This window comes from Pseudoduganella aquatica (genome assembly GCF_009857595.1).
GTDB classification, from domain to species: Bacteria; Pseudomonadota; Gammaproteobacteria; order Burkholderiales; family Burkholderiaceae_D; genus Rugamonas; species Rugamonas aquatica_A.
In genome coordinates this window covers 1-20,736 of sequence record NZ_WWCU01000021.1, presented here as the reverse complement: position 1 = coordinate 20,736, position 20,736 = coordinate 1, and the positions used below count along the sequence as shown (strand labels likewise).

General features: G+C 61.7%; 17 protein-coding genes and 1 pseudogene. 11 read left to right on the top strand and 7 right to left on the bottom strand.

Translation table 11 applies throughout. The features are described 5' to 3' along the window. Positions 1 to 38 precede the first annotated feature (38 nt). From GTP77_RS17965 to GTP77_RS17955, 3 genes are read left to right on the top strand one after another with little or no spacing between them, the layout of a single operon-like run. Positions 39 to 902, top strand: coding sequence for a hypothetical protein (locus GTP77_RS17965; RefSeq protein ID WP_161073525.1), 864 nt, complete (start codon positions 39 to 41; stop codon positions 900 to 902). 8 nt (positions 903 to 910) lie between these two features. Continuing rightward, entirely contained in the window at positions 911 to 1,276 is a 366-nt protein-coding gene (locus tag GTP77_RS17960) for a GFA family protein (protein ID WP_161073524.1), read from the top strand. A gap of 51 nt (positions 1,277 to 1,327) precedes the next feature. Beyond that, positions 1,328 to 4,339: a sensor histidine kinase gene (locus tag GTP77_RS17955; protein WP_161073523.1), complete on the top strand. Its 3,012-nt coding sequence runs from the start codon at positions 1,328 to 1,330 to the stop codon at positions 4,337 to 4,339. Positions 4,340 to 4,351: 12 nt separating this feature from the next. Here the strand turns inward: GTP77_RS17955 and GTP77_RS17950 are convergent, their stop codons facing one another. Then, complete coding sequence (locus GTP77_RS17950) at positions 4,352 to 5,233, bottom strand: LysR family transcriptional regulator (RefSeq protein WP_161073522.1); 882 nt, start codon at positions 5,231 to 5,233, stop codon at positions 4,352 to 4,354. 135 nt (positions 5,234 to 5,368) lie between these two features. Between GTP77_RS17950 and GTP77_RS17945 the strand changes: the two genes are divergently transcribed. The 3 genes from GTP77_RS17945 (at position 5,369) to GTP77_RS17935 (ending at position 7,830) form a co-directional block, all read left to right on the top strand. Further along, positions 5,369 to 6,067, top strand: a complete 699-nt coding sequence (locus tag GTP77_RS17945) for a dienelactone hydrolase family protein (RefSeq protein WP_161073521.1) — start codon at positions 5,369 to 5,371, stop codon at positions 6,065 to 6,067. A gap of 50 nt (positions 6,068 to 6,117) precedes the next feature. Continuing rightward, positions 6,118 to 7,110, top strand: a complete 993-nt coding sequence (locus tag GTP77_RS17940; protein WP_161073520.1) for an alpha/beta fold hydrolase — start codon at positions 6,118 to 6,120, stop codon at positions 7,108 to 7,110. 147 nt (positions 7,111 to 7,257) lie between these two features. Next, positions 7,258 to 7,830: a hypothetical protein gene (locus GTP77_RS17935; protein ID WP_161073519.1), complete on the top strand. Its 573-nt coding sequence runs from the start codon at positions 7,258 to 7,260 to the stop codon at positions 7,828 to 7,830. Between the two features lie 515 nt (positions 7,831 to 8,345). On the opposite strand, the gene GTP77_RS17930 is transcribed toward GTP77_RS17935, so the two are convergent. After that, a complete protein-coding gene (locus tag GTP77_RS17930; RefSeq protein ID WP_161073518.1) occupies positions 8,346 to 8,867 on the bottom strand; it encodes a hypothetical protein in 522 nt (173 codons plus the stop codon). Next, positions 8,804 to 9,199 (bottom strand): GIY-YIG nuclease family protein, encoded by a 396-nt coding sequence (locus GTP77_RS31265; RefSeq protein WP_161073517.1) that lies wholly within the window; start codon positions 9,197 to 9,199, stop codon positions 8,804 to 8,806. Before GTP77_RS31265 ends, GTP77_RS17930 begins: the two co-directional genes overlap by 64 nt. Before the next feature lie 224 nt (positions 9,200 to 9,423). On the opposite strand from GTP77_RS31265, the gene GTP77_RS17915 reads away from it, so the two are divergent. After that, positions 9,424 to 10,260, top strand: a complete 837-nt coding sequence (locus GTP77_RS17915; RefSeq protein WP_161073516.1) for a hypothetical protein — start codon at positions 9,424 to 9,426, stop codon at positions 10,258 to 10,260. Between the two features lie 342 nt (positions 10,261 to 10,602). On the opposite strand, the gene GTP77_RS17910 is transcribed toward GTP77_RS17915, so the two are convergent. The 3 genes from GTP77_RS17910 to GTP77_RS17900 form a co-directional block, all read right to left on the bottom strand. Then, the gene (locus GTP77_RS17910) at positions 10,603 to 11,640 is read right to left on the bottom strand and encodes a hypothetical protein (RefSeq protein WP_161073515.1); all 1,038 of its coding nucleotides are present in this window, start codon (positions 11,638 to 11,640) and stop codon (positions 10,603 to 10,605) included. Between the two features lie 190 nt (positions 11,641 to 11,830). Then, positions 11,831 to 12,694: a hypothetical protein gene (locus tag GTP77_RS17905; RefSeq protein WP_161073514.1), complete on the bottom strand. Its 864-nt coding sequence runs from the start codon at positions 12,692 to 12,694 to the stop codon at positions 11,831 to 11,833. A gap of 460 nt (positions 12,695 to 13,154) precedes the next feature. Beyond that, a complete protein-coding gene (locus tag GTP77_RS17900) occupies positions 13,155 to 13,898 on the bottom strand; it encodes an SDR family oxidoreductase (protein WP_161073513.1) in 744 nt (247 codons plus the stop codon). Between the two features lie 155 nt (positions 13,899 to 14,053). On the opposite strand from GTP77_RS17900, the gene GTP77_RS17895 reads away from it, so the two are divergent. The 4 genes from GTP77_RS17895 to GTP77_RS17880 all read left to right on the top strand — a co-directional run bounded on the left by GTP77_RS17895 (position 14,054) and on the right by GTP77_RS17880 (position 20,543). Next, a complete protein-coding gene (locus GTP77_RS17895; RefSeq protein WP_161073512.1) occupies positions 14,054 to 14,752 on the top strand; it encodes a FadR/GntR family transcriptional regulator in 699 nt (232 codons plus the stop codon). Positions 14,753 to 14,886: 134 nt separating this feature from the next. Beyond that, the gene (locus tag GTP77_RS17890; protein ID WP_161073511.1) at positions 14,887 to 16,293 is read left to right on the top strand and encodes a glycoside hydrolase family 88/105 protein; all 1,407 of its coding nucleotides are present in this window, start codon (positions 14,887 to 14,889) and stop codon (positions 16,291 to 16,293) included. A gap of 9 nt (positions 16,294 to 16,302) precedes the next feature. Further along, a complete protein-coding gene (locus GTP77_RS17885) occupies positions 16,303 to 17,514 on the top strand; it encodes a BT3233 family polysaccharide utilization protein (RefSeq protein ID WP_161073510.1) in 1,212 nt (403 codons plus the stop codon). 53 nt (positions 17,515 to 17,567) lie between these two features. Next, on the top strand, positions 17,568 to 20,543 hold the full coding sequence (locus GTP77_RS17880) for a TonB-dependent receptor (protein ID WP_223149366.1): 2,976 nt from the start codon (positions 17,568 to 17,570) through the stop codon (positions 20,541 to 20,543). Between the two features lie 85 nt (positions 20,544 to 20,628). Here GTP77_RS17880 and GTP77_RS31260 read toward each other — a convergent pair. Beyond that, positions 20,629 to 20,736, bottom strand: a pseudogene (locus GTP77_RS31260) (IS110 family transposase); the annotation flags it as partial.

The following is a 20,736-nucleotide window of genomic DNA, read 5'->3' as shown; positions in this document are numbered from 1 at the left end:
TCGGCTATACTATGTGAAACGCTTACAGGGATGACAACATGCAAGCCTCACTGAAAGATATATTCCTTTCGGTACTGAAATACTGGCCGCGCCGCAAAGGCGCAGCGGCCGGCAAGCCAGTCCCCCCCGCAGCCCAGCCGCCGGCCATACCGCTGCGCCTGGTTGACGCCGCCATGGGAAGCAAGGGCACGGATCTGGACGAGCAGGCGTTGCGCGCCGAAATCTCGGCCTGGATGAAGGCCAGCGGACAGGGCAAGCTGGACGCCAGCGCCGAGTACTGGCGCACCATGGCGCTGGCCACGTCGGCCATGCGTACACTGGCGGCCACCGCCGGCAAGCACGGCGGCCTGGCCGACGGTGCGCAGCCGGGGCTGCCCCACCTGCAACTGATCGCCCTGCTGCCCGCCGAATGGAAAGGCCCCTGGCGCGACGCCGCTGGGCGCTGGCTGCAGCAGCAGTTGCTGGACGCGGGATGGCCGCAGGAGCGCATTCTGCGCAACGCCCGCCGCAACCAGCATCCTACGCAAGTACTCGCCGCGCTCAAGTACAGTACCGAACCTTGCCTGGCGGTGCTGCTGGCCTGCGGTGCGCAAGCCGGGGAAGGCGCCGCCGCCCTGCTGCTGGCGGACGACCAGCAGGCGGCGCAGATCGGCGCCGGCCCCTACCCGCTGCTGCAATCGGTGGCCGAAGGCCGCACCGGCCCGATGGCGCATACGCCTGCCCCCGGCTTTGCCATCCTGCGCACGCTGGCGCAGCAATCCACCCAGCCGCTGCCGGTGGACATGCCGCTGGTGGCGGCCGAGACCGGCCAGCATGCGCCGCACGCCTCGCAGGCCTGCTTCTACGCCGCACCCCACACTGCACAGCCCACCCCGCAGCCCGCGCAGCTGGTGCGCGGCTAGCCCAGCCCATGCTGACCGGGAGCTGCCTGTGCGGCGCGGTGGCTTACCGCGCGGAAGGCCCGGTCCGGCACGCCAGCCATTGCTACTGCACCATGTGCCGAAAACAGCACGGCGCGGCAGCGGGATCGTATGCCAACGTGGCCGCCGCCGGCTTCACCATTGAGCGCGGCGCGGAGCGGGTGACGGAATACGCCTCGTCCAGCCACGGACGGCGCGGCTTTTGCAGCGTGTGCGGCTCGAACCTCTACTGGCGCAGCACCGAGGCGCCGGACCGCATCGCCGTCACGCTGGGCACGCTGGAACCGGAATTCAGCGGCCCCGTGGAGCGCGAGTGGCACACCGGCCAGAAGCCGAACTGGCTGCCCGTCAGGTAAAAAACCATCCTCCGCTTGCGTCAACAGCCCCGGGCTGGCCATAATGAATCTATGGCAATATTTACGCACAAAAACTTCCTGCGGGCCGCCCTGGCGCTGGCGCTCATGGCCGGCACTGCCGCCCAGGCGCTGGACCCGGCCGTTCCCATCACCGGCTACCACCACGACATCTGGACCAGCCGCGAAGGCGCGCCGCGCGAGGTCGATACGATGGCGCAGACCGCCGACGGCTGGCTGTGGCTGGGCACGGTGACCGGCCTGCACCGCTTCGACGGCGTGCATTTCGAGGCCTTCAAGCCCGCGCCGGGCGAAAACCTGCTGGGCAAGCGCATCACCTCGCTCACCGCCCTGCCCAATGGCGATTTGTGGATAGGCTACACCTTCGGCGGCCTGAGCCGCCTGCGCAACGGCCGCCTGCTGCACCTCGCGTCCGGCGCCGGCAATCCCATCGGCGCCACCTACGGCCTGGTGGTGGAGTCCGACGACAACATCTGGGTCGCCAGCACCAGCGGCTTGATGCATTACAGCGGCGGGAAGTGGGAAAAGATAGGCGCGGACTGGAACTACCCGTCCCCGCGCGCCGAGCTTGTCCACCTGGACCAGTACGGCCGGCTGTGGGTGGCGGACCAGCAAAAGCTCTACCTGCTGGACCGCGCCGCGCGCAAATTCCAGTCCACCGGCCACAGCGCCACCGCGCCGATGCTGAACCAGTCCCCCGACGGCCGCCTGTGGCTGACCGGCAAGGACGGCTACACGCCGCTGCCGCCGCCGCCCGGCCAGCCCCTGCCGCGCTCGCCCTGGCACAACCGCGCGACGGCGCTGTCCAATCTGTTCGACCGGCACGGCAATCTCTGGGCCGGCTGCCCCGCCGGCCTGTGCCGCACGCTGCCGTCCACCTGGCAGGGCAAGAACGGCGCCTTCCCCCGCAGCGCGGCGGACGACAGGCTGGACCAGCCTTGGCAGATGGGCAGCCTGAACGTGCACTCGTTGCTGGAAGACCGCGAAGGCAATATCTGGATCGGCACGCCGGCCGGGCTGGAGCGCCTGCGCCAGAACAAGCTGCAAACCGTGCTTTTCCCGCCCACGGCGGGCTACCTGGCCTTTGCGCAGGAGGAAGACGGCACCGCCTGGGCCGCCTCGGCGGAGGCCGGCCTGCTGTGGCGCATGGACGCCGGCGGCCAGGCCGTCAAGCAGGAGACCGGGCAAAAAGTGTACGTGGTGGCCAAGGGACGCGACGGCTCGGTGCTGATCGGCGGCGACCAGCGCATCGAGCGGCGCAAAGGCGGCGTGGTCGAGATCTGGCCGCTGCCGCCCTTGCTCGAGGGCGAGAACGGCAAGAACTTCGTGCTCATCCTGTCGGACGACGCCACCGGCACCTGGGTGGGCATAGGCGGACGCGGCCTTTACCGGCGCGAGAACGGCCAATGGATATCGCCCGGCGAGCACAAGGGCGTGCGCGGGCCGCTGTACGCCGCCGCCGACAGCAAGGGCAACACCTGGTTCGGCTTCCGCAACAACAAGCTGCTCTACCACGAGCGCGGCAAGCTCACCGAATACGGGCCGGCGCAAGGCATAGACCTGGGCGCGGTCACCTTTGTCGATACGCAGAAGGAGCTGCTGATCGCGGGCGACAACGGCATGGCGGTGCTGCGCGACGGCAAATTCTTGCCCCTGAGCGCCGCCGATCCGGGACTGCTGTCGAATGTGTCCGGCATGGCCATCACGCCCGACGGCGACCGCTGGCTCAACACCAGCAAGGGCCTGGCCCACGTCACCGCCGCCGACTGGCAGCGCAGCATCGCGCACGAGGACACGCCGCTGCGCTACGAACTGTGGGACAGCTCGGACGGCTATCCCGGCGCGGCGGCCATGGTGGTGCGCACGCCGTCCGCGCTGGCCGGCAGCGGCGGCCGGCTATGGTTCGTGGGCACCGGCGGCATCGCCTGGTTCGATCCGGCCCGCCTGGAGCGCAACACCGCCGTGCCGGCCGTGCGCGTGACCGGCATGCACAGCGACGGCGTGCCGCACGCGCTGGACGCGGGCCTGCGCCTGCCGCCCGGCACCGGCAAGCTGCAGATCGACTACACCGCCCTGAGCTACACCATGCCCGAACGCGTGCGCTTCCGCTACCGGCTCGACGGCGTGGACCAGGACTGGCAGGAAGCCGGCCCGCGCCGCACCGCCTACTACACCAACCTGGGGCCGGGCAACTACCGCTTCAACGTGGAGGCGGTCAACGAGGACGGCGTGTCCAGCGGCATCCACAGCGCGGAGGCCTTTGTGATCGCGCCGCGCTTCACGCAGACCGTCTGGTTCGCGGCGCTGTGCGCGCTGGCGGCGGCCCTGCTGGCCTACGCCATGCACCAGCTGCGGCTGCGCCAGCTCACGCGCCGCCTGCGCGAGCGCATGCACGAAAGGCTGGTGGAGCGCGAACGCATTGCGCGCGCGCTGCACGACACCTTCCTGCAAAGCCTGCACGGGCTGATCCTGCATTTCCAGGCCGTGGCCAACCGCCTGCCGCCCGGCAGCGACACCCGCGCGCTGATGGACAAGACGCTGACCCAGGCCGACCAGGTGCTGATAGAAGGCCGCGACCAGGTGATGGACTTGCGCGTCTCCCGCAACTGCCTGTCGGCCGCGCTCAAGGAGGCCGGCGAGACCATGGCGGCCAATGGCGGCTGCCTGGAAGCCCCGGGCGAGGAACCCTTCGCACTGACCGTGCGGGTGGAAGGCAAGGAGCGCGAGCTGGCGCCGGCCGTGCACGACGAGGTGTACGCCATCGCGCGCGAAGCCATGAGCAACGCCTGCCGCCACGCGGGCGCCAGCGTGCTGGACGTGCAGCTGGCCTACGGCGCGCGCGAGTTCACGCTGGCCGTGCGCGACAACGGCAAAGGCCTGAATCACGCCACCCAGACGCAAGGCAAGGCCGGGCACTGGGGCCTGACCGGCATGCGCGAGCGCGCCGAGCAGATCGGCGCGCGGCTCGAGATCAGCAACCGCGCAGGCAGCGGCGTGGAAGTGCTGCTGATGCTGGCGGCGTCGCAGGCCTACGCCGGCAAGTAATTGGTCCGCAGCCTAGCCGCACATCGCGTCCCGGCTGTCCGCATACAGCTTGGCCAGCCAGGCCGACACCACCTTGAAGCGCGCGATGGAACCGGCGTCGCGGTGGCTCAGCAGCCATAGTTCGCGCTGCAGCTCGGCCTGGCCACCCAGCCGCCGCAGGCCGGGCGGGTGGCCGATCAGGCAGGGCAGCAGCGCCAGCCCCAGTCCCGACTCGCAGGCGCGCAGCATGGTGGTCAGGCTGTTCACCCGCACCGAACCGCGCACGTCCGGCCCCAGGCTGCGTATCCAGGCCATCTCCGGCACATGCGACAACTCGTCGCCGTACATGATCCAGGGTTGCTCGCCCCACTGTTCGCGCGGCACCGGCTCGGCGTCCGCGCTGCCGTAGACGGTCCAGCCTATATCGCCCAGCTTGCGCATCACCAGCGCCGCGTCCTCGCCCGGCTGCGCCAGGCGCAGCGCAAAGTCCGCCTCGCGGCGCGTGAAGGACAGGTTGTCGTTGTCGCCCAGCAGATGCACGTACAACTGCGGATACTGCGCGGCCAGTTCCGGCAGCCGCGGCAGCAGCCAGTAGTCGAACAGGAAATCGATGGCCGTGATGCGCACCGCGCCGGTAATGGCCTCGGCCTCGCGCGACGACGCCAGCAGCATGCTCTGCACATTGCCGTACACCGCCTCGCCATATTCCACGAACACGCGGCCCGCCTCGGTCAACTGGTAGCGCGTGTTATCGCGGATGAACAGGCGCAGCTGCAGCGACTTCTCGGCCGCTGCAATGCGGCGGCTGATGGTGGACGCGTCCACCCCCAGCGCGCGGCCGCTGGCGCTCATGCTGCCGGTGCGCGCCAGCGACAAAATCAGCGGAATATCGTTCCAGTCAAAATCGTTAGCCATTCGTCGCTTGTTTCCCTATCCCTATCGAAAGACCTGCATTTTTACAAAGCGGCATTGCAGCTTTGTGCGTTCCCACCCGGCGTTTTCCGACCTAAGATGCATCCATCGCATCGCACTACCCAACGGAGAAAACAGATGAAACCAGGCATTTCCATCCAGGCCGAAGACGGCAGCTTCAACTGCTACGTAGCCCGCCCCAGCGGCGCCGCGCCAGCCCCGGTGATCGTGGTGCTGCAGGAGATCTTCGGCGTCAACGCCGGCATCCGCAGCATTGCGGACAACTACGCGGCGCAAGGCTATATCGCCGTCGCCCCCGACCTGTTCTGGCGCGCCGAGGCGGGCCTGGACATGTCCGAAGCGAGCGAAGGCGACTGGGCCAAAGGCTTCGCCCTGTACAGCGCCTACGACTTCGACAAGGGCGTGCGCGACATCGCCGCCACTGTGGCGGCGGCCCGCACCATGCAAGGCGCCAGCGGCAAGGTGGCCGTCACCGGCTACTGCCTGGGCGGCCTGCTCACCTACCTGAGCGCGGCGCGCGGCCGCGCCGACGCCTTCGTGGCCTACTACGGCGGCGGCACCGAGAAGTTCGTGTCCGAAGCGGGCAAGGTGCAGGACCCGCTGCTCTACCACCTGGCCGGCGAAGACGAATACATCGGCAAGGAAGCGCAGGCCGCCATCAATGCCGCGCTGGGCCAGAACAAGCAGATCGAACTGCATACCTACCCCGGCTGCAACCACGCTTTTGCGCGTCCCGGCGGCAACCACTACGACGCCGCGGCAGCCGAACTGGCGAACGGGCGCACCGCCGCTTTCTTCAAACAGCATCTTGCCTAATGTAGCACAGCGTTTTTTAACCCAACATACACTAAAAGGAAGAACCCATCATGTCCACCAAGCCCCAGGATCAAGCTGTGAATGAGATCAACACCGCCCGCCGTGGCGCCCTGACCGGCGGCGCCAGCCTGGCCGCCATCGCCGCAGCCGCCATGCTGCCGCTGGCCGCCACCAGCGAAGCGCAAGCCGCGCCGGCCGGCAAGCCGGTCCGCAAGACCGCCAGCACCATCACCACCAAGGACGGCGTGGACATCTACTACAAGGACTGGGGCTCGGGCCAGCCGGTCGTGTTCAGCCACGGCTGGCCGCTGAATTCGGACAGCTGGGAAGCGCAGATGTTCCACCTGGCGAACAACGGCTTCCGCGTCATCGCGCACGACCGCCGCGGCCACGGCCGCTCCAGCCAGCCATGGGACGGCAACGACATGGACCACTACGCCGACGACCTGGCCGCCGTGATCGAAGCGCTGGACCTGAAGAACGCCATCCTGGTCGGCTTCTCCACCGGCGGCGGCGAAGTGGCGCGCTACGTGGGCCGCCACGGCACCAAGCGCGTGGCCAAGCTGGCCCTGGTGTCGGCGGTGCCGCCGCTGATGCTGAAAACGGCCGACAATCCGGGCGGCCTGCCGATCGAAGTGTTCGACGGCATCCGCGCCGGCTCGGTGAAAGACCGCTCCCAGCTCTACCTGGACATCGCCAGCGGCCCCTTCTACGGCTTCAACCGCCCAGGGGCAAAGGTCTCGCAAGGCATGATCAACGCCTGGTGGATGCAAGGCATGATGGGCGGCCATAAAAACACCTACGACTCGATCAAGGCCTTCTCGGAAACCGACTTCCGCGCCGACCTGAAAAAGTTCGACAAGCCGACCCTGGTGATCCACGGCGACGACGACCAGATCGTGCCGATCGACGCAGCGGGCCGCGCCTCGGCCGCGCTGGTCAAAGGCGCCAAGCTCATCGTCTACCCCGGCGCACCGCACGGCCTGACCGACACCCACAAGGACAAGGTCAACGCCGACCTGCTGGCCTTCGCCAAGTCCTGATGCCGGCATAAAGCCGGGCCAGAAAGCCTCCGGGGCCAGCCCCGGAGGCTTTTTGTCTTTTCAGATAGCTGCATGTGACAATCCGCGCATTTTTCCCGCCGTAGCGCCCGCTATACTCGCCCTGTCCTAGCAGCCATCTTTATCCCCATGACAGTGATCTGCCCGAAATGCAGCCATGTGCGGCCACCCGACGCCACCAATCCAGACTGGCAATGCCCTGCCTGCGGCATCTGCTACGCCAAATTCCAGAAGCCCGGCGCCGAGCCGGTCCGGCCCGCACGTGAAACCTATGTCCACGCCGACCAGGGCTGGAATCTGGGCTGGCTGTTCAAAGCCATCCTGCTGGTTGCATTGGGCTGGGGATTGAACGCCGCCATTGAGCGCAGGTCCAAGGCGGTTCCCGACGCGGAGGCGGTCGTGGCGGAAGAAAGAGAATCAGAATCCAGCACGGGTGGCGGCGCCGGCGTAGCCATCGCCAACACCGCCCTGCAGGTATCCGGCGCAGACACCGGCATGCTGAAAAGCCTGTCCGGCCGTCTGGAAAAAGCCTGCGCCCGCAACAAATACAACCTGAGCGAAAGCGCCTGCATCGCCCGCCTGCACGAGCGCGAAGACCTTTGCGCCACCGCCACAGCCCAACGCTACCCCGGCCAGATCGGCGACACCGACCGCATGCAACTGATCACAAAAGCCTACGTCGGCTGCATATTTGAAAATTAAGAATGGCCACATTGGGCACATAGTGCATATCGGGCATACGTGCGTAGGGCGGGTTAGGCGGCGCCAGCCGACGTAACCCGCCATGATCCGTCGAACAGCACCCATTGGCGCCCACGGATATTCACGACACGCATCTCTCTCATCACAAAGATAAAGTGGACGCATATGCTGCAATGCGAGATGATGCACCTGTCTCCTCTATTCTCCTCCAAGAGATTAGATTTAGCCCGCTCCCGTAGCGGGCTTTTTTTTACTTGCGCCATGATGTAGCTCGTGCCCCCCTAGCTTGGTGAGGCGGATGTAAGCTTGCGAATACTGGTTGAAAAATATGGCGAGGGGACATGCAGACTGTAACGGTTTGACCGGCGCGGTTGGGGGCGGCTGCATGGCACTGCACGTGCGGCGCCATTTATCGACGCAGCCAAATTTCACCCAGCGGGTGTAATCGGCAACCCGGCCAGCTTTTCACAAGAGGGCGAGCCTGCCCTTGATGCGTTTTCGCTATGCAGCTTTATTCAGCACTTGAATGTGCAAGGGATAAGGGGCTGTTGATACAGCGTGCACACTTGGGATGCGTCATAGAAAGTCTGCAAGAAACCGCCCACCAACAAGTCAACCATCAGATTGAGCGGCAAGAAAACCACCATCTTTTCTTTTGGTGCGTCGGTACCCGTGGCCCAAGCCAAGAAGGTGCGAATTTTGCGTGCTAGCGGGTAGCTGATGCGTAGACTACAAGAAATCCCAACCCCAAGCTGAGCTAGCACACGCATAGTATCAGCAGCAGCCCTCGTGCTAATAGATGCTGCTTGGGCGACTTCCCGAGAACTGAGAAATCCGTCAACAAGTCCGCGCCGTGTTTGGAACAAACGGTCCATCAACGTGTTATTAACTGTAGCTTCCATTAGGCTATAAATTAACTTGTGGCAACGAAACGGCACATCGGGCTGATAGCGCGCACCTAAAAGGTTATAGGTTAAATTAATTGTATTGCAGATTGCAGAGTCTTCCTCCTCAAATGCTGCGATTTCAGTACACATGGCAACCGCTTGAGCAAGTGAAATTCTAAAAAATTCCTTTCTTTCATTACGCGTGTATGATCAAGCATCAGATGTACACGGCGCTCGGCAGCAGCAACGTCATTTACTTCTTGCTCATACCGCAAAACGAGATTCAATGGAATAGAAGACGAACGACTCAACTCGGCAGCCCGCTTCATTGCGCTGTGACGTGTAAGTCCAATCTTCAAAATATTCTTTGGTAGGATTGGGTTGCTAAGGACGTATATGTAACGACGCTCGGCTGAAAGGATTGATGTTAGTCGGTTTAAGCCAGTCGAATGCCCCCTCTGTGAAGGTACGGGTGAGCACAATGAAGAGCCGTGCCCCTATTGCGGCGGAGAACGAGAAGTCAGTAGTGCATACGCGGTTCAGTTTGATAAGAGAATGTATGAGTTGGTGCAATGCCCAGTCTGCAAGGGAAGAGGCTACAACGGAGATGCTGATTGTGGCCCATGTGAAGGCAGCGGGGAAGTTCCAGGTCATCTGGCAGAACGACTTCGAGATGCCTAGGAATTCAATTAGGTGAGGCCGACAAATGAACGTTAAGAAATTCGTGGTTTTAGACAAAAGTTATGTGATGGCGAGCTCTACTGCGGGCTTGCGTTCGCTATTCGAAGAGTATGATTTTCTTCTACCTGAAGCATTTACTTATGAGTTAGCAAAAGCGACCCCAGAAAAAAGAGCGAAGGAATTTAGAAAATTTCCAACCGTCGATAAGCCATTCTATCCTGTGCCGCATGTTGGAGTGTTTCTTAATCAGGAGCTTACATACCATCAAGCCTGTGCGAAACCATCCGAGGGTCTGCGTAACATAGCCTACGGTCATGTAAAAGATTTTTCCGATCCCAAGTACGTGCTGGCGCCACACTTGGCTCAGGCATTAGAGAAAAGGCGAGAGGAGGTTTTTCTCGACACTGAGGTTTTTCTCCAAGACATAGATTTGTTCAGGGCGGAGTATGCCCACCAATTGAAGAATATCCAACGCGAGGAAGTTCGCTATGAGTTAGAGAGCAAGATTGTAAATGATCGGGATGTTTTTTTAAGGCACTATGATCAGCTCAAAGTCGATCAGAAACTGAATCCCGGTAAAGTAAAAATTCCAGCCGAGATGATTGACGAGCGTTGGATTACTTATCGATGGTATCAAGTGAGGGGATTGTTCGCTTTAGACCTGGCTGCCAGATACCCTGACACGGATGTGATCCGTTCAAGCGAAGCAGCGATGGAGAAATTGCGCCATGATGTTCTGGACGCTCAGTACTTAACCGTAGCATCTATTCAAGGAAGCTTTGCCGTGCAAGAGGAAAAGATAAAAAGATGGTGGAAACTACTGTGCCCTAATGGCGACCTTCTGGCCATTCCAACACCATAATACTTCTCTGAGCTACGCCGTTTTAGACTGCCTATGCAGGCAAGCGTTGCTATGCCCGTTCGAAACATCCCATAGACAATCGAGCAGTCACGGGATTCTATGCTCGTAGCGGAGCTCGCTACGAGTCATCGCTTGAGCGTGATTTTTTTGAATTGATGGTGGCCGACCCAACGGTGGCAATGATCGAAGCACAGCCGAATAGATTACCTACACTGCGGGCGACGGGAAGCAACTCCGATACACACCAGATGCGCTCTTGACTTTTCACCTCAATATTGTCACCGGGTGCGAATCGCAGGAGAATCGATTAAAAAGGTTTTTGCGGGTTGTATATAATGGAAATCAAAAAATCGTTAGCACTCTCAGTTCACGGTGATGCGGGACATACTTGAGTGCAACCAAGTATTTTGCTACCCCAGGTTTTTCTAGCATAATGTTGAACTTGAGGGTGGAGTCTTGATCCGTCCACGCTAGATTGTAGAGATAGTTATTATCCAGCTTGGCTTTAATCTGAGCAGCGATTTCGTCGGCTGTCATCTGAAGCATGCCACTTCGCTTCATTGACCCTTCTTTTTCGTTCAGTAGATATTGATGTTTGGCGCGATCCAATATGAGCTCTAAGTCTTGAAGAGCAACCGGGTTTGGCGTCAGTGCATTTAGAGAGAACCAATTATCACTACTATGAATTGGGATTACTGGACATTCAATCTTATATGAGAGGAACCATTGATACAAAGTCTGAGGTACGCTTCGCTCTTGGTATCCGTGCTTCTTAAAATTGTAGCCGAGAAGATTCTCATCTTCTTCGGGTAGGGTGTCATCCTCATGATGTTGGATGATGATCGACTTATGCTGGATATAAATCTTCATCAGCATATGAGCCAACATCGCCTTCACGAGACTCATATAGGTTAGATCAAGAAATCCGATATACGCATGGTATTTCCTAAGCTCAGTGTCGATCTTCTGAGCAGCGGACTCTGAAAGATTATTTAAATACACGAAATAGACAGTCTCCGGTACCGCAGCGTGGACAAAAACATGCTCCCCAGGATCGTTTTTTGAATCTTGAAGGATCTCTACAAAGCTGTATCTCCCTAGCCAATCGCCCACTAGAACACTTCGAGACGAGTCCCGTGGAAGTAGTGGCAGCAGGCGATTATGCACCTCGTTTCCATACCACGATGATGAACAAGCGTTCCAGTCGAACATATAGGCCCTTTCCAGCTTCTTTGCGTCCGGAATCAATGCTGACTTCAACTCTTGGTATCGTATCCCCTTCGCTGCAAGGCAAGCCACTAGATCGGAATAGCCTCGTTGAATTTCCTTGAAGATTCCTTCGTCTGACAAATTAAAGCTGTCGGCAAATACGTCGAGCATTACATTGCCTCTGGAATCCAACGAATGGATCGTTTCAAATTTGAACGGCTCCGACATAATTATCCTTTCTGCGACCTGTACGTGTACTATGAGTGCTTTCTCTAAAGCTTGAAAGCGCAGGCCAAACCGACTCACCGCGATCTATAATTCATCAGCACCACTCCCTCTGCAAAATAGCTAGTTACCTCTACTATTCCTTCCTCATGCCGAGTGGCGGGAATACTGACTTTGTCTCTATTGATGCAGTAAATTCAGCCGTTGAGTAGATGTACCGCATTTCGGCACCTTGCTTTTGGAGCAAAAGCAGCGCTCCATCAGCGCTTGCGATTACGGCTGCTTTGCCAGAAAACTCCTTCGTTACAATAGGATGTTCCTGTTGATCCCGCAAGAGATGTGCTCGCATGACCCCCATGAAAAACGCAATGATAATCAGCGCAGCTGTGGCTGTAACGAAAGCAGCAGATGATGCGCGTCCTGCTCGCACCCGACGTGCTTTGATTTTATTGATGAAAGTTTTCGGTTTTGGTTGCAGGAAGAACCCGGCTCTTAGTAGCCCAGTCAATATAACTAATACTATAGATGCGAACAATCCTGCGACCGACGTCCAAGTACCCGCGAACTCAACGTATATCGACAGCATCATCAAGAGAAACATCAGTGATTGAATGCCTATCCAAATAAGTCCTTCCCACTTGATGGTGCGACTATGAGATCGAACAAACCGACGTTGATGGGGCCAATCCATTTTTCGATGAAATGCGGGGTCAATTCGATCGGTCACCGCTATGAACGGAAGCACCGCAAGCTGCAAAATCGATGCCAATACTCGGGCAAACACCGCGCAAAAGAAGACATAGAACAAAAATGTCGCAGTTACTCCTCTAACTAGTGGCATTCCGGCTACTGCTACGATCTGTAGCGGCACCTTCATTAGAAAACCCGCGTAATGCGCTAGCGATAGAGATATGATTGCCAAGATTCCGCCGATAACTGACGTCTTGTGATGCCATGCTTCATGAAACCAGCCGCGCCCAATTAAAGATATTTTCAGCATAAGAGAATTCCTAAGATTGTATCGAAATAGCCTTCGATCCACATGCATACCTCACCCAACTCCAGCACACCCTGTCATTGCTTCTTATTTTTCCAAATAATGCAGGTACGCCCTGAACTCTTTTGCCAAACTAAAGTACAGCTTGTAGAACTCCAACTCTTCTTTACTTCCATTTTGCAGCGTCTTGGCAAATTCCTCTAATTTCTTCATGAGCATATCGGATTTCTCAAGGGACCAAATCACCTATAACGAGCAAGCCCAAGTTTAAGCTTTTTATGCATATAAATTGCTTGAGGGCTTTTTTTATTCGGATAAATTGCTCAGTGTGAATCTCTGTGAAAATGCTGATTATAGTCCGTTTCGCAAGGACCTAAATAATTAATTGGGTCATCGTTGGATTTTAGAATATTCACATATGAGCATGCAGATCTGGCGAGGGACACGAACTCCACCACGGCTTTTACTTGCCGCCGCCGACCGTCAACGTGGTGGCGGTAATGTAAGACGCAGCGGGTGACAGCAGCCAGACCGCCGGTTCCGCGATCTCCTCCGGATTGGCCGGACGGCGCATCGGTATGCCGGGTGCGGCGCGCTCCAGGCGGTAGGCGTCGCCGCCACGGGCGTGGATCTCGGTCAGCGTCATGCCCGGCGCCACGCCGCACACGCGGATGCCTTCCGGCGCCAGCTCGCGCCCCAGCCCCATCGTGAACGCTTCCACCGCCGCCTTGCTGGCCGCGTAGTGCACATAGTCGCCCGCGCTGCCGCTGCTGGCCGCCGTGGAGGAGATGTTGACGATCACGCCTTTCACACCGCTGCGCTTGAAGGATGCGATCGCCGCCCGGCAGCAGTCCATCAGCCCCAGCACGTTGACCTGGAACACGGCGGCGATGCCGGCCGGGTCCGCATCGGCGAAGCGCCCCAGCCCGCCGGTGATGCCCGCGTTGTTGACCAGCGCCGTCACCGGCCCCAGCTGCGCCTCCACCGTGGCGAACAGGCGCGCCACGTCCGCAGGCACGCCCACGTCGCCCTGCACCGCGACGGCGCTGCCGCCCGAGGCCACGATCTGGTCCACCACCCTGGCCGCAGCCGCCGCGTCGCTGTGATAGTTGACGCCCACCGCATAGCCGTCCTGCGCCGCGCGCAGGGCGATGCAGGCGCCGATGCCGCGCCCGGCGCCGGTAACGATCAATACTTTTTTCATCATTTCTCCCTGGTTTCTCGTGAGCTTGCCGCCAAACTGGGCGCCCAGTGTAGCGCAGGAGCGCCTGTATTGGCTGGTCCGCCTTGCAAGATTGGCCTGTCCAAACTAAAATCTGACCACCTTGCATCTTTAACACCTCTCTCGGACACGTCCATCCAATGAAGAAACCTCCTGCGCCGCGCGAAGCCACTGTGGCCGAGCCGCGCCTGTACCGTGTCGTAGCCTCCCGTATTCAACAACTGATCAAGGACGAAGATATCCAGCCAGGCTCGCGCCTGCCCGCAGAACGCGAACTGGCCGCCAAGCTGAGCGTGAGCCGCGCCTCGCTGCGCGAAGCGCTGATTGCGCTGGAACTGGGCGGCATGGTCGAGGTGCGCGGCGGCTCCGGCGTGTATGTGTCCGAACTGGTGGAAACCCCGGCCGAGATGCCCGAAGTCGGCCCCGGCCCCTTCGAGGTGCTGGCCGCGCGCCGCCTGATCGAGTCCGAAGTGGCGGCCATCGCCGCCAAGGTGGCCACCGATTCCCACGTCGACGCCATCCTGCGCGCGGTGATGGAGATGGAGCAGCACCACGAAGACCGCACCAGCAACGAACAGGCCGACCGCAACTTCCACCTGGCCATCGCGCGCGCCACCGGCAACACGGCGCTGGTGGGCGTGATTGAGTACCTGTGGAACCAGCGCGGCACGCTGTGGCACAAGCTGAAGGAGCACTTCCAGACCGAGGACCTGCGCAAGCAAACGCTGCAGGATCACCGCAAGGTACTGGAAGCCATCGCCGCGCACGACGTGGCCGGCGCCCGCCAGGCCATGCGCGCCCACCTGGAACGCGTGACCCGCACCTTCTCCCGGGGCTAAGCCCAACAGTCTCCGCCCCCTAAATTGTAAATGGCGCAACAAGGCGGCTAGTCCGCCTTGCACATTTGGTCAGACCAAACTAGAATGGCCTGACCAAATGACGCACCATCTTAAATAGCGCGCGACGGAGACACATGCACACCACCAAGAAACTGCTGGCCAGCGCGGCCGCCCTCACCCTGCTGCTGGGCTCGGCCCACGCCGAAGGTCCTTACCGCAACCCCGACAACAAAAGCCTGACCGACGCCGGCGAGGGCACCTATCCCGTGCCGTACAAGATGCCGGTGGTGTCCGAAATCACCGAGGTGCTGAACCGCATACGCGGCTATATGGATGCGTCCACGCCCACCCGCGTGATCGACAAGAAAACCGGCAACCAGATCACCGACTTCAGCAAGCCCAATAAGGACGCCATCTTCGCGCCCAGCGCGGGCGACTACGGCATCATGGTGTACGAAATGGGCGTGGTGCACGCCGGCCTGTTCAAGGCGGCCGAAGCCACCGGCGACCCGCACTTCACCGACATGACCAAGCGGCACTTCCAGTTCTTCGCCGACACCCAGCCCTACTTCCGCGCCCAGGAACAGCAGTTCAAGCTGGAGCGCAACAACAGCTTCTCGCGCTTCCTCGACCCGCGCGCGCTGGACGATTCCGGCTCCATGTGCGCCGCGCTGATGCGCGCCCGCGCGCTGAAGATCGGCCCCGACCTGAGCGGTATGATCGCCACCTGCAGCGACTGGGTGGCCAACAAGCAGTTCCGCCTGCCAGACGGCACCATGGCGCGCAAGCGTCCGCAAGCGGTGTCGCTGTGGGGCGACGATATGTATATGAGCATCCCCGCGCTGGCGGAAATGGGCCGCATGACCGGCAAGCGCGAGCACTTCGACGACGCGGTGAAAAACGCGCTGCAAATGTCGAACTACCTGTTCAACCCGCAGCTGAACCTGTACACCCACGGCTGGCACGCCAACATCCCGGACGCGCCGCGCTTCTACTGGGCGCGCGCCAACGGCTGGGCCGTCATGGCCATGTCCGACCTGCTGGACGTGCTGCCGAAAGACCACCCGGGCTATCCGAAAGTGCTGGCCCAGCTGCGCCTGAGCCTGAAAGGCATCGCCGAGCTGCAATCGGGCAGCGGCCTGTGGCACCAGATGATAGACCGCAACGACTCCTACCTGGAAACCTCGGCCAGCGCCATGTTCGTCTACGTGACGGCGCACGCCATCAACCAGGGCTGGATCAGCCCGACCACCTACGGGTCGATTGCACAGGCGGGCTGGGCCGGCCTGGTGTCGAAAGTCACGGCAAAAGGCGAAATCGAAGGCATCTGCGTGGGCACCACGCTGGCCGGCGACCAGACCTATTACTACCACCGTCCCACCAGCGTGAACGCGCTGCACGGCTACGGTCCGACCCTGCTGGCCGGCGCCGAGATGATCAAGCTGTTGAAGAACCCGAACATCGCCGTGGAGCACCGCGTGCGCACCTATCACTACATGCCGAAGACCAGCGGCCAGACCGACTACCGCGAACACCACTAAGGACACGCCATGAACATGACCACCACCCCTCTGCTGGCCGCCATGCTGGCCACCCTGGCGCCGATGGCCCACGGCGCCAGCTTCACCGTCAAACTGAGCCATGACCTGGACATCGCCCGTCCGTCCGAAACCGTGACCATCCCCTGGGTCGAGGTCAACAAGCAGCTGCCCGGCGCGCTGATCCAGCGCCTGGCCGTGAAGGACGCCTCCGGCCGCGTGGTGCCGCACCAGGTGACCAATGTGGCGCCGCAGGCCAAGGACCCGAAGAACGAAGGCGTCGCGTATGGCGAACTGATCTTCCAGCACAGCTTCAAGGCCGGCGAGAAAACCGCCAGCTACACCGTCGAAACCATCGATGCGCTGGCCCCGCCCTTCGCCAGCCAGTCCTCGGCCCGCTACGTGCCGGAACGCCTGGACGACTTCGCCTGGGAAAACGACAAGCTGGCGCACCGCACCTACGGCCCCGCGCTGGCCGCCCCGGCCGCGCCGGGCAGCGGCAAGGAAGTGCTGGAGACGAGCGGCCTGGACCTGTGGTTCAAGCGCGTGAACTACCCCATCGTCGACCGCTGGTACAACAAGGGCCATGACCACTACCACCACGACGAAGGTGAAGGCATGGACATGTACAACGTCGGCAAGTCGCGCGGCGCCGGCGGCGCCGGCGTGTGGCTGGGCGGCACCCTGTACACCAGCAGCAACTACGCCAGCTGGAAAGTGCTGGCCAACGGCCCGGTGCGCACCATCTTCGAGCTGAACTACTCCGCCTGGAACGCCAACGGCACCCAGGTCAGCGAAGTGAAGCGCTTCACCGTGGACGCCGGCCACTATATGGACCGCGTCGACAGCACCTTCACCTTCTCCGGTCCGAAAACGCTGCCCATCGCCATCGGCCTGAACAAGACCCCGACCGACAAGGGCGAAGACCCAAAGATCGCCGTGGTCAAGGACAAGGCCTCCACTGCCGTGCTGCAATGGATACAGCAAGCCACCAAGGGCTCCTTCGGCGTGGCCATGGTGCTGCCCGGCGCCACCGACTACACCGAGGACAAGCTCAACGAGCTGATCGTGGCCAACGCCACCTCGGGCCAGCCGCTGACCTACTACGTTGGCGGCGCATGGGAGCGTTCCGGCGACATCACCTCGCAAGCGCAGTGGGAAACCTATGTGCGCAACGTGGCCTTGCGTGCCCGCAACCCGGTGAAAGTGAGCTGGAAACAATAAGATTTTTCAAACCGCCGTCGTACTCGATATACATAACTAAACAGGGAGACAGTATGGACAACAGCGAACAACCAATCCGCCGCCCGGCACGCTTCAACGTGCGCCTGGCCGGCTCCACCTCGATCACGGCGATGGCCCTGGCCATCGGCGCGGCCTATGCGCCGGCCTACGCGCAAAGCACGCCGCCGGCAGCGCAGGAACCCACCACCGTGGTGGTGACCGGCATGCGCGCCGCGCTGGAAAGCGCACTGAACAAAAAGCGTGAAGACAACGGCATTGTCGACGTCATCAAGGCCGAAGACATGGGCAAATTCCCCGACACCAACCTGGCCGAGTCGCTGCAGCGCGTGCCCGGCGTGGTGATCGACCGCGACGCCGGCGAAGGCCGCAGCATCACCGTGCGCGGCCTGGGCCAGGACTTCACCCGCGTGCGCATCAACGGCATCGAGGGCCTGGCCACCACCGGCGGCACCGACAGCTCCGGCGGCGCCAACCGCTCGCGCGGCTTCGACTTCAACGTCTTCCCGTCCGAACTGTTCAACTCCCTGACGGTGCGCAAGAGCTCCTCGGCCGACGTGGACGAAGGCTCGCTGGGCGCCACGGTGGACCTGCAAACCACCCGCCCCTTCGACCTGAAAGGCTTCAACGCCACCGTCATGGCCAAGGGCAAGTACAACGACCTGTCGCGCAAGACCGACCCGCGCGTGGGCTTCCTGGTCTCCAACACCAATGCCGACCGCACGCTGGGCTTCCTGGTGTCCGGCGCCTACTCCAAGCGCCAGGTGCTGGAAGAAGGCTTCTCCACCGTGCGCTGGGATAACGGCCCCTCGTCCGGCGGCTGGTGCGCCCCCATCGGCGTGACCCCGGCCAACCCGACCACGTCCACCGCCACCACCTGCGGCCCGGCCGCGCAAGGCGTGCCGCGCCTGCCCGCCTCGGCCGCCGCCACCGCCGCCTACAACGAAGCAAGCAAGGCCGAGAACTTCGTGCCGCGCCTGCCGCGCTACGGCCGCCTGACGCACGACCAGGACCGCCTGGGCCTGACCGGCTCCTTCCAATGGCGTCCGGCGCGCGGCTCCCTGCTGACCTTCGACATGCTGTACTCCAAGCTGGACGCCACGCGCCAGGAGGACTTCCTGGAAGCGATCTCCTTCAGCCGCACCGCTACCCAGGGCGGCAAGCCGCAGACCAGCGTGGTCGAAGCCCAGTTCGCGCCCAACGGCTCGCTGCTGTACGGTAAATTCAACGGCGTCGACATCCGCGCCGAATCGCGCTACGACGAACTGTCCACCACCTTCACCCAGCCCACGCTGACGCTGGAACAGGACATCGGCGACTCGCTGCGCCTGCTGGCCAAGGTCGGCAGCGCCAAATCCAAGTTCCGCAACCCGGTGCAGACCACCACCACGCTGGACGCGCTGAACGTCAATGGCTACACCATCGACTTCCGCCAGAACGACCGCATGCCGTCCATCACCTACCCGTTTGACCCGGCCAATCCGGGCGCGGCGATGGGCATCGTCGGCGTGCCGGTGGTCACCAGCGGCACCCAGCCTGCGTCGGTGACCAACACCACCACCAGCGAAATCCGCATCCGTCCGCAAGGCGCCACCAACACCAACGACGTGGGCCAGGTCGACCTGGTGTGGGAAGCCTTCCCGGACCGCCTGAGCTTCAAGACCGGCGCCAACTACAAGAAATACACCTTCGACTCCTACGAGTTCCGCCGCGTCAACCAGGGCGACACCATCTTCGCGCCGGCCGTGGGCACCAGCATGGCCAGCCTGATGACCACCATCAGCGGCTTCGGCCGTGGCCAGAGCCTGCCGGCCGGCACGCCGACCTCGTGGGTGATACCTGACCTGAACGCCATCGCCAAGGCCTACGACATCTACTGCAACTGCATCAAGAGCGGCCCGGCCGGCGGCCCCGGCGACTTCACGCTGTCCTCCATCACCAACGGCAACGCGCGCGGCAACAACCGCTCCGTCACCGAAGAGGACAAGGGCATCTACCTGATGGGCGAATTCACCGAAGAGCTGGGCGGCATCCCGCTGCGCGGCAACTTCGGCGCCCGCTACGTGCGCACCGCCATGAGCGCCACCGGCTACCAGTCGGCCGGCGGCGGCTCCCAAGTCACGGTCGGCAACGACTACTCCGACGTGCTGCCATCGTTCAACGTGGCCGCCAACCTGACCAAGGACTTCATCGTGCGCCTGGCCGCGGCCAAGGTGATGACCCGTCCGCAGCTGGGCAACCTGTCGCCGGGTGGCACCGTGGCCACCACCGGCACGCTGACCATCACCTCCGGCAACCCGCTGCTGAAACCGTTCCGCGCCAAGACCTTCGACACCAGCTTCGAGTGGTACCACGGCAAGAACGCCTTCATTGGCCTGGGCCTGTTCCAGAAGAACATCGGCACCTACATCCAGAGCCTGCGCACCAACGTCGCCTTCAAGGACACCGGCCTGCCGATGTCGCTGCTGCCGGCCAACTTCAACGGCGAAGAAATCTTCCAGGTCACCGCCCCGGTCAACACCGACGGCGGCAAGCTGAAAGGCTTCGAGCTGAACTTCCAGCAGCCGTTCACCTTCCTGCCAAGCTGGGGCCGCAACTTCGGCACCTTGATGAACTACACCTTCGTCAAGTCCAAGATCGAGTACCTGGTCTCGCCGACGAGCAACACCACCATCACCGACGACCTGCTGAACCTGTCGCCGCGCTCGTGGAACACCACGCTGTACTACGACGACGGCAAGTTCAGCGCCCGCCTGTCGGCCTCGCAGCGCGCCTCCTTCGTCACCCGCGTACCGGGCCAGAACAACAACGACGTGGAAGGCAAGAACAAGTCCACCAACGTCGACATCTCGTTCTCGTACAAGGTCAACGACAAGCTGGACCTGACGCTGGAAGGCGTGAACCTGACCAACGAGCCGAACGACCAGTTCGTCAGCCGCGCCCGCAACAGCGTGGTGGTCAACAACGTCACCGGCCGCGAGTTCCTGGCCGGCCTGCGCTACAAGTTCTAAGGTCCGTGTGCGGCGGGTTACGCGGGCAAAGCCCGCTAACCCGCCCTACGATGGTTAAGCGTCCCTGTAGATACTGTTATGCCGGTCAAGCGTTTTGAAGCTCCTGATTGAATGGTTTGCCAGATTTTAAGACGCCGAAAGCAACGTGGACGAGCTTGCGCATCATGGCGCCGATCACCAGCTTGGCCGGCTT

What these genes read in the sequence shown, in the direction of transcription:
- GTP77_RS17950 (WP_161073522.1), bottom strand. Translation starts at nt 5,233, where the DNA reads ATGGCTAACGATTTTGACTGGAACGATATTCCGCTGATTTTGTCGCTG.
- GTP77_RS17890 (WP_161073511.1), top strand. Translation starts at nt 14,887, where the DNA reads ATGCACACCACCAAGAAACTGCTGGCCAGCGCGGCCGCCCTCACCCTG.
- GTP77_RS17880 (WP_223149366.1), top strand. Translation starts at nt 17,568, where the DNA reads ATGGACAACAGCGAACAACCAATCCGCCGCCCGGCACGCTTCAACGTG.
- GTP77_RS17955 (WP_161073523.1), top strand. Translation starts at nt 1,328, where the DNA reads ATGGCAATATTTACGCACAAAAACTTCCTGCGGGCCGCCCTGGCGCTG.
- GTP77_RS17895 (WP_161073512.1), top strand. Translation starts at nt 14,054, where the DNA reads ATGAAGAAACCTCCTGCGCCGCGCGAAGCCACTGTGGCCGAGCCGCGC.
- GTP77_RS17900 (WP_161073513.1), bottom strand. Translation starts at nt 13,898, where the DNA reads ATGATGAAAAAAGTATTGATCGTTACCGGCGCCGGGCGCGGCATCGGC.
- GTP77_RS17910 (WP_161073515.1), bottom strand. Translation starts at nt 11,640, where the DNA reads ATGCTCGACGTATTTGCCGACAGCTTTAATTTGTCAGACGAAGGAATC.
- GTP77_RS17915 (WP_161073516.1), top strand. Translation starts at nt 9,424, where the DNA reads ATGAACGTTAAGAAATTCGTGGTTTTAGACAAAAGTTATGTGATGGCG.
- GTP77_RS17965 (WP_161073525.1), top strand. Translation starts at nt 39, where the DNA reads ATGCAAGCCTCACTGAAAGATATATTCCTTTCGGTACTGAAATACTGG.
- GTP77_RS17940 (WP_161073520.1), top strand. Translation starts at nt 6,118, where the DNA reads ATGTCCACCAAGCCCCAGGATCAAGCTGTGAATGAGATCAACACCGCC.
- GTP77_RS17945 (WP_161073521.1), top strand. Translation starts at nt 5,369, where the DNA reads ATGAAACCAGGCATTTCCATCCAGGCCGAAGACGGCAGCTTCAACTGC.
- GTP77_RS17935 (WP_161073519.1), top strand. Translation starts at nt 7,258, where the DNA reads ATGACAGTGATCTGCCCGAAATGCAGCCATGTGCGGCCACCCGACGCC.
- GTP77_RS17960 (WP_161073524.1), top strand. Translation starts at nt 911, where the DNA reads ATGCTGACCGGGAGCTGCCTGTGCGGCGCGGTGGCTTACCGCGCGGAA.
- GTP77_RS17905 (WP_161073514.1), bottom strand. Translation starts at nt 12,694, where the DNA reads ATGCTGAAAATATCTTTAATTGGGCGCGGCTGGTTTCATGAAGCATGG.
- GTP77_RS17930 (WP_161073518.1), bottom strand. Translation starts at nt 8,867, where the DNA reads ATGTGTACTGAAATCGCAGCATTTGAGGAGGAAGACTCTGCAATCTGC.
- GTP77_RS17885 (WP_161073510.1), top strand. Translation starts at nt 16,303, where the DNA reads ATGAACATGACCACCACCCCTCTGCTGGCCGCCATGCTGGCCACCCTG.